Origin of the sequence: Microcoleus sp. S28C3 (genome assembly GCF_036700785.1) — a bacterium.
GTDB lineage: Bacteria > Cyanobacteriota > Cyanobacteriia > Cyanobacteriales > Microcoleaceae > Microcoleus > Microcoleus asticus.
In genome coordinates, this window is record NZ_JAUBPO010000072.1 from 35,047 (window position 1) to 41,119 (window position 6,073).

8 protein-coding genes are annotated in these 6,073 nt (G+C 47.7%); 5 read left to right on the top strand and 3 right to left on the bottom strand.

Annotation, left to right across the window (positions count from 1 at the left end; translation table 11 throughout):
- Window positions 1-280 precede the first annotated feature (280 nt).
- From QUA13_RS20795 to QUA13_RS20805, 3 genes are read right to left on the bottom strand one after another with little or no spacing between them, the layout of a single operon-like run.
- The gene (locus QUA13_RS20795; RefSeq protein ID WP_172184928.1) at window positions 281-502 is read right to left on the bottom strand and encodes a hypothetical protein; all 222 of its coding nucleotides are present in this window, start codon (window positions 500-502) and stop codon (window positions 281-283) included.
- The gene (locus tag QUA13_RS20800; protein ID WP_172184926.1) at window positions 499-2,268 is read right to left on the bottom strand and encodes a S8 family peptidase; all 1,770 of its coding nucleotides are present in this window, start codon (window positions 2,266-2,268) and stop codon (window positions 499-501) included. Before QUA13_RS20800 ends, QUA13_RS20795 begins: the two co-directional genes overlap by 4 nt.
- Before the next feature lie 49 nt (window positions 2,269-2,317).
- On the bottom strand, window positions 2,318-2,473 hold the full coding sequence (locus QUA13_RS20805) for a hypothetical protein (RefSeq protein WP_333201512.1): 156 nt from the start codon (window positions 2,471-2,473) through the stop codon (window positions 2,318-2,320).
- A gap of 49 nt (window positions 2,474-2,522) precedes the next feature.
- On the opposite strand from QUA13_RS20805, the gene QUA13_RS20810 reads away from it, so the two are divergent.
- The 5 genes from QUA13_RS20810 (at window position 2,523) to QUA13_RS20830 (ending at window position 6,036) form a co-directional block, all read left to right on the top strand.
- Window positions 2,523-2,939 carry a hypothetical protein gene (locus QUA13_RS20810; RefSeq protein ID WP_333190452.1) on the top strand — a complete coding sequence of 139 codons (417 nt, stop codon included), beginning with the start codon at window positions 2,523-2,525 and terminating at the stop codon, window positions 2,937-2,939.
- A gap of 428 nt (window positions 2,940-3,367) precedes the next feature.
- On the top strand, window positions 3,368-5,074 hold the full coding sequence (locus QUA13_RS20815; protein ID WP_333201514.1) for a pentapeptide repeat-containing protein: 1,707 nt from the start codon (window positions 3,368-3,370) through the stop codon (window positions 5,072-5,074).
- Window positions 5,075-5,081: 7 nt separating this feature from the next.
- Window positions 5,082-5,309, top strand: coding sequence for a hypothetical protein (locus QUA13_RS20820; RefSeq protein WP_333201516.1), 228 nt, complete (start codon window positions 5,082-5,084; stop codon window positions 5,307-5,309).
- 144 nt (window positions 5,310-5,453) lie between these two features.
- The gene (locus tag QUA13_RS20825) at window positions 5,454-5,666 is read left to right on the top strand and encodes a helix-turn-helix transcriptional regulator (RefSeq protein ID WP_333201518.1); all 213 of its coding nucleotides are present in this window, start codon (window positions 5,454-5,456) and stop codon (window positions 5,664-5,666) included.
- Window positions 5,656-6,036 (top strand): hypothetical protein, encoded by a 381-nt coding sequence (locus QUA13_RS20830; RefSeq protein ID WP_333201520.1) that lies wholly within the window; start codon window positions 5,656-5,658, stop codon window positions 6,034-6,036. The genes QUA13_RS20825 and QUA13_RS20830 overlap by 11 nt, the downstream gene beginning before the upstream one ends.
- Window positions 6,037-6,073 lie beyond the last annotated feature (37 nt).

Sequence of the window (6,073 nt, forward strand, 5' to 3'; positions counted from 1 at the left end):
CACCTCGAACCGGAGACTAAATTAGTAGATGCACCCTGATTAATTAACTCCCGACCAATTTTGGCCGGGTTTTTTTTTCGTATTGCAGCCCAAACCGCAAAATTTCAATAAATCAAGAATTATCCGCGTTAATCTGCGTGCATCTGCGGTCAAAAATCTAATTTGTCCCGAACATCGTGCTAGCCACTGCAAAGTAAATAAAGATGCACCCTGATTAATAAACCCCAGCCAATTTTGGCCGGGGTTTTTTTTAGCTCAAAAGCTGCATTAACCAATTAGGCTAAATCGCCTCAAAAGATTGCACCTCAAGCACCGGGCCGATCATCGCAAAAGTCATCACATCCTTGCGGACTTCACCTTTAACACTGACTTTCAAACCAGCTTTTTTCAACTCAGAGGGAGCATCCTTAAGTTCGTAAGTTTCCCCATCTTCGCCAACCAAAGCCCAAGTACCGGGACCCAATCCTTTGCGTTCAATTACACCTTTGACAGTAATACTCATGCCGATCGCACCTCTGTTTTAATTGCTAAACGCGCCAGTCCGAAACACAGAAAAGCATTGACAATCAAAAATGTTTGTGATACCAAACCTGTGCCCAATCCCCAGACTGCGGGAGACACAAAAGCATTCACCGCTAAACTGCTGGCAAAACCGATCGAAATTGCGATCGCGATCCACTTCCACTGTTGATGTCCCAACAGCAAAGCAATCAAAATCCCAGGAATCAAAACGCTAGCAAAAATGGGATTCAGCATACTGCTGCCATTAATTGCGCCGCCGAGTTCGGGAATAGAACTGCCCATCACCCGCATCGGCCACTGCGGCAAGTCAAATACAAACAAGTTCCGCAGGAAAAAGAACCCAGAACTACCAGCCATCAAGCCGCCGGAAAAGCCCCAAGTCCACTGGAACGGAAAATAATTCCGCATAAAGAAAGCCAGCAGGTAAGAACCGAGCACCATTGCAATTTTAGGCAACAGGGCGACTGCACCGCCGTCAATCCAAAAGCGGGGGTTGAGATAGCCGTTATCGCGCAGCCAGCGGAAGAAATCGCGGAAGTTGATTTGTCCGCGCTGGGCTAGTTGAACTGCTGCGGCTGCGTCTAGGTGTCCCGAACCAAAATGGTTTAACGGATCTTCAGTGACAGTTCGCGAGGACTGCAAGAGTACGCTGCGAATTGCGTCTGGTTCTGTGATGCCGGAGGCCTTGACAAGGGCTGCAACGGCTGCAACGTGGGGAGAAGCCATGCTAGTGCCTTGGTAGCCTTCAAAGACTTCGGCGCCGGTTTCCGGGTCGATCGTACTTTGCAGGATCTTGCCCATTTCAGAACCGCCGGGGGCTGCAATGTCAACCCCTGCGCCGAAATTGGAGTAAGAGGCTTTTTCGTCGTCGGGGCCGAGGGCGGAAACGCCGATGACGTGGGGATAGCGGGCGGGATAGGAAGCGGAACTATCGCCGGAGTTGCCTGCGGCTGCGATGATGACAACGCCTTTAGAGTGGGCGTAGTCGATCGCCTCTTCCATTAACTGACTTTCGCCACCGCCGCCTAAACTCATGTTGATGACATCTGCGCCGTTGTCAGCAGCAAATTTGATCGCTTCGGCTATGTCGGAAACCGTGCCACCACCGCTGCCGCTTAACACTTTCAGCGGCATTAAAGCTGCTTCGTAGGCGATGCCCGCAACGCCGTAATTGTTGTTAGTTGATTGGGCGACTGTACCGGCGACGTGAGTACCGTGGCCGTTGTCATCGTAGGCTTCGGCGCGATCGTTTACAAAGTCGTAGCCCGGTACAAATTTGGTTTCTTTTAAGTCAGCGACTGGAGTAATACCCGTGTCAATTATCGCTACTGTTGTGCCGCTGCCTTTGGTTTCGTTCCAGGCAGATTCTACATTGATGCTGCGGAGATTCCACTGCTTGGTATACATGGGGTCGTTGGGAATCTCGAAAGCGCTGTAGACGTAGTTCGGTTCAATGTATTCGGTATCTTTAGCCAAATTTGATTTTCTCAGGGCGTTTAGCAAAGTGCGATCGCCCTTAACTACATATACATTGTCGCCCGCTGAGAATTCGCTGTTGAGTTGCGGTGCGACTTGGTACTGTTGGGCGATCGCATTTACTTCTTTCGCAATCTCAGCAGCACCCAAATCTTCGCGGAAATCCAGCACAATCGAGTCGTAAGTGCCTTGAGTAGCAAGTCCTGGGAAATTAGAAATCGCCCAGCCGAGCCCGATTAAAAATAAGCACAGAAGGAAAAACTTTTTCATGGCCGATCGTCCGTTTAGGGAAGGCTTGTTCCCCACAATAACCCAATTTTCACCGCCAGCGCCAGTTTTCCTTGCTGCGACTTGTGGGGATCTCGCACGCGGGCGTTTGGTAGTTTTCGGCGGTGGCTGTTGCTAGATCGAAAATTGCTCTAATTTCTAGTTTAAATTGCAGAGCAAGTTTTAGGAGTTCAATTAATTGTATCATTAGAGAAGATGAGAAACAGAACCTGGACTATTTTCAACAAGGGTATTGCATGGAAAGAGGTTTAATGTGGCTGCCGCTGCTGGCAATGTTTATCGGGCTGGCTTGGGCTGGATGGAACGAGTATCAAAAGCTCGAAGCGTATCGCGTCTGGGCCGAACAATTCGCTAAAGCCAAGTACGATATTTATGCTGTACTCGGTCAAAAAGAAGACAGTTTAACTTGGGGAAAACCTACTCGCAGCGGGCCTGTGAATTTGCAAACTTTTTCTTTAAAAGACGTGCAGTCGCTGCGGTTGTTAGTCAACTCTCAGGCAGTTGATTTAGAGTCGCCGCCGAGTTCGGGAAGTCCAATCGCCCTCGAATTTTTGTTGAAAGATGCTGCTGCGGTGCAGGTTCCTTTTACAGAAATTCCTCTAGCGACTAAATGGGGAAAACACTTGCAGCAAGAATTGCAGCGCTTTAGGTAAAAGCAGTCTCCGGCGGGGCAGCGTATCAGATATGAACTCGGCTAGTTGAAGTTACAAAAGTCTGTAAAACTGGTAGTAAAAATAGAACTTACGCAACAAATCCTTTGAACTGCCATCTATAGGGGTAAAGTGCGCACGGATCACCCGGAGGACGTGAGTTCTGGCAGTAAGTAGTAGAAGTAGTGTCCCCGTGCCTAGCCCGCTAGTGTTCCGTGCGTACCTTACAGTTAAAGTTATTGACCGTAAGCATCCAGGATACAAGCCCCCGGATTCATCCGTCCAGAAATAAAAAACCTGTATCCGATAAAGGAGCCCCCGAATTGATCTGTGGGGTCAATGCTTTAATCTAAAATCTAAAATCTAAAATCTAAAATCGATTGACCAGCGGGTCCTAAAACAGCTAAATTGCCAGCCCCCCAATCTGCGGAATGCAAACACAAGAATTTTTACAGCGCTATCAACAGGGAGAGCGCAACTTTGGTCACATAGACCTCAGCGGCGCTAGTTTAAGCGGTGTTAACCTGCGAGAAATAGACCTCACTGGTGCTAACTTGACCGGTGCTAATTTGAGCTGGTCTTTTTTGAGCAATGCCAACTTGATAGGGGCTTGTTTGCGCCGCGCGGATCTCCGCAGTGCGGGGCTGGCTGGGGCGAATCTGAGCGGGGCAAATTTGAGCGGGGCAAATCTTGCTAAAGCGGATTTGCGCCTTGCTTGTTTGGAAGCAGCAGAGCTCAATTGGGCCACGTTGCCTGAAGCGGATTTGGGCGGTGCTAATCTTCAAGGAGTTAAATCAGACCAAATTAATTTGGCTGGGGCTAAACTTGACGGCGCGAAGTTGATGGCGGCGGAATTAATGGAGGCGAATCTCAACCACGCCAGTCTTGTTGGTGCTAATTTAACGGGTGCTAATTTGCGGGAAGCGCATTTGGTGGAAGCGAATTTGCGATCGGCAATTTTGAAGGGTGTAAATTTGATTGAAGCTGACCTCAACGGCGCTCAAATGCGATCGGCAAATCTGACGGGCGCTGACTTGCACCGAGCTGTGCTGGCGGGGGCGGATTTGACTGAGGCGGTGCTGGATAACGCTGATTTGAGTCGAGCTAATCTGGCAGGTTCTTATTTATTGAAAGCGAGTTTTAAGAAGGCGCTTTTGCTGCGAGCTAACCTGCAAGGAGTGTATTTGCTGCGGGCGGATTTGAGCGAAACTAATTTGCGCAGTGCTGATTTGCGGAAAGCTGATTTGAGTGGCGCTTATTTGATGGATGCGATTTTGAGTGAGGCAGATTTAAGAGAAGCTTGTTTGATTGAGTGCCGTTTGATTCGGACTAATTTGGAGGGGGCGCAGCTTACGGGTTGCTGCATTCAAAATTGGCAAGTTCAAGATGTCGATCTGTCGAGAGTTGACTGCAACTATGTTTTTACTGAGTTTGATTATACTGCGAAAGTTGCGGCAAATCGCTTTCCAGTCAATCGCGATTTTGAGTCGGGGGAATTGGGGAGGCAGCATCAAGAGGACAGTTCTATTGTGAAGGTGTTTTTTGATGAATCTCCTAATTGGGAGGCTTTGGTTTTTACGCTGCGTCGGGTGGAGTTGGAAAGCCGCGAACTCAAATTGAACGTTCAATTTTTTGAGTCTGCTGGAGAACAAAATTTACTGCGGCTGAGCGCGAACCGTTTGGTGAACGGCAAGATTTTGGGCGATCGCATTTTGGAGCTTTATCCAGATATGTTGGAAAAGGTTTTAGCCAAGGGCGCTGAAATTTTGAGCTTGCTCGATTTGGCTGTTCCTAGTAACAGTGCGCAGCCGGAGCCGGGCCAAAAGGAAGTATTGCTCAGAAGACAGGAAATCTACCAGCGAATGGTGCGCCAAATTTCGTTTATTTTGATGTCTCAGACGCCGGATAAATTCTCTGAAAGCGTGCAGCGGCTGTTGGATTATTTGAAGCAGCAAGGTATCCCAACAGAGCAGATTCAAAAGAAAGTCATCAGTCAGGCGATCGTACAGCGGGCGAAGCAAGACCCGGTGTTTCGGGAACAGTTGCTCACGTGGGAGAAAACGGCGTCCGATCGCGTTCGCTGTTCGATGATGGGGGAAGCGGTGCGGTATGCCATCACCCTTTTGATCGATTATTAACAGTTAATTGTTAACACTTGAAGCCGGCGACCCGCTAAAGCCGGCATTTGCTCTTCTGTGTCGGAAACTGCAAGCATCGTGCAGCGGGCGAAGCAATACCAAGTTTTTCGGGACAGTTGCTCACGTAAGAGAAAATGGCTTCGGATTGCGATCGGTGTTAGGTAATGGGGGAAGCGTTGCGGTTTGCGATCGGGCTTTTGTGGCGAATAGACATAGAAGTGAAAAGCCAGTCTAGGGAGGGCCGGATGCCTGCCTCGTAAGAATTGTTGGATTGGGCAGGTCGCAAATATAAAGGCTGCCTGTCACGAATGCTACTTATAGTCTGTCGCTACTTATAGTCTGTCGGATTATAGTTGTCATTGCTTAATCTTGCCTATCTATGGATATTACGGAGCACTTTGGTAAAAAAGTTAGACATTTCAGAAAGCTCAGAAATCTTTCCCAAGATCGGCTTGCAGAACTATCTGAATTACATCGCACCTATATTGGTTCAGTTGAACGAGGTGAAAGGAATATAACGCTGCTTAATGCAAGCAAAATAGCCAAGGCATTATCCGTCAGTCTAGCTGAACTGGTAACTGATGATGACTGAAAGAAGACTAGAGCAAATTTTAGCAAGATACCAAAACTCATTTACCGAGAAAGTTTATGCAGAAGAGAATGAAGAACACGATATTTTAATGGATGTGTTTGGTATTTCTCCCATAATAAAAAAAGAGAATAGGCAATATTGGGGACGTGAGTTAGGTATGTGTTGGCAATTGCTAGTTACTGAAACGTGTAAAGCATATTGCAGTAGTTTTCAGCCAGCATTTAAAGTTGGAAGCGATGAGCCGTGCGATCTGATTGTTAATGGGTATGCAATAGATACAAAATATCGTATTGGCTCAGGAGATTCTGGAACACTGAAAAAGTTCAAATCTTACAGCAGATTGCAGGTAAATAGAGTACACTTAAAATAAGTATAGCAGTAGCAGTAATGAAACCATTACCAATCGA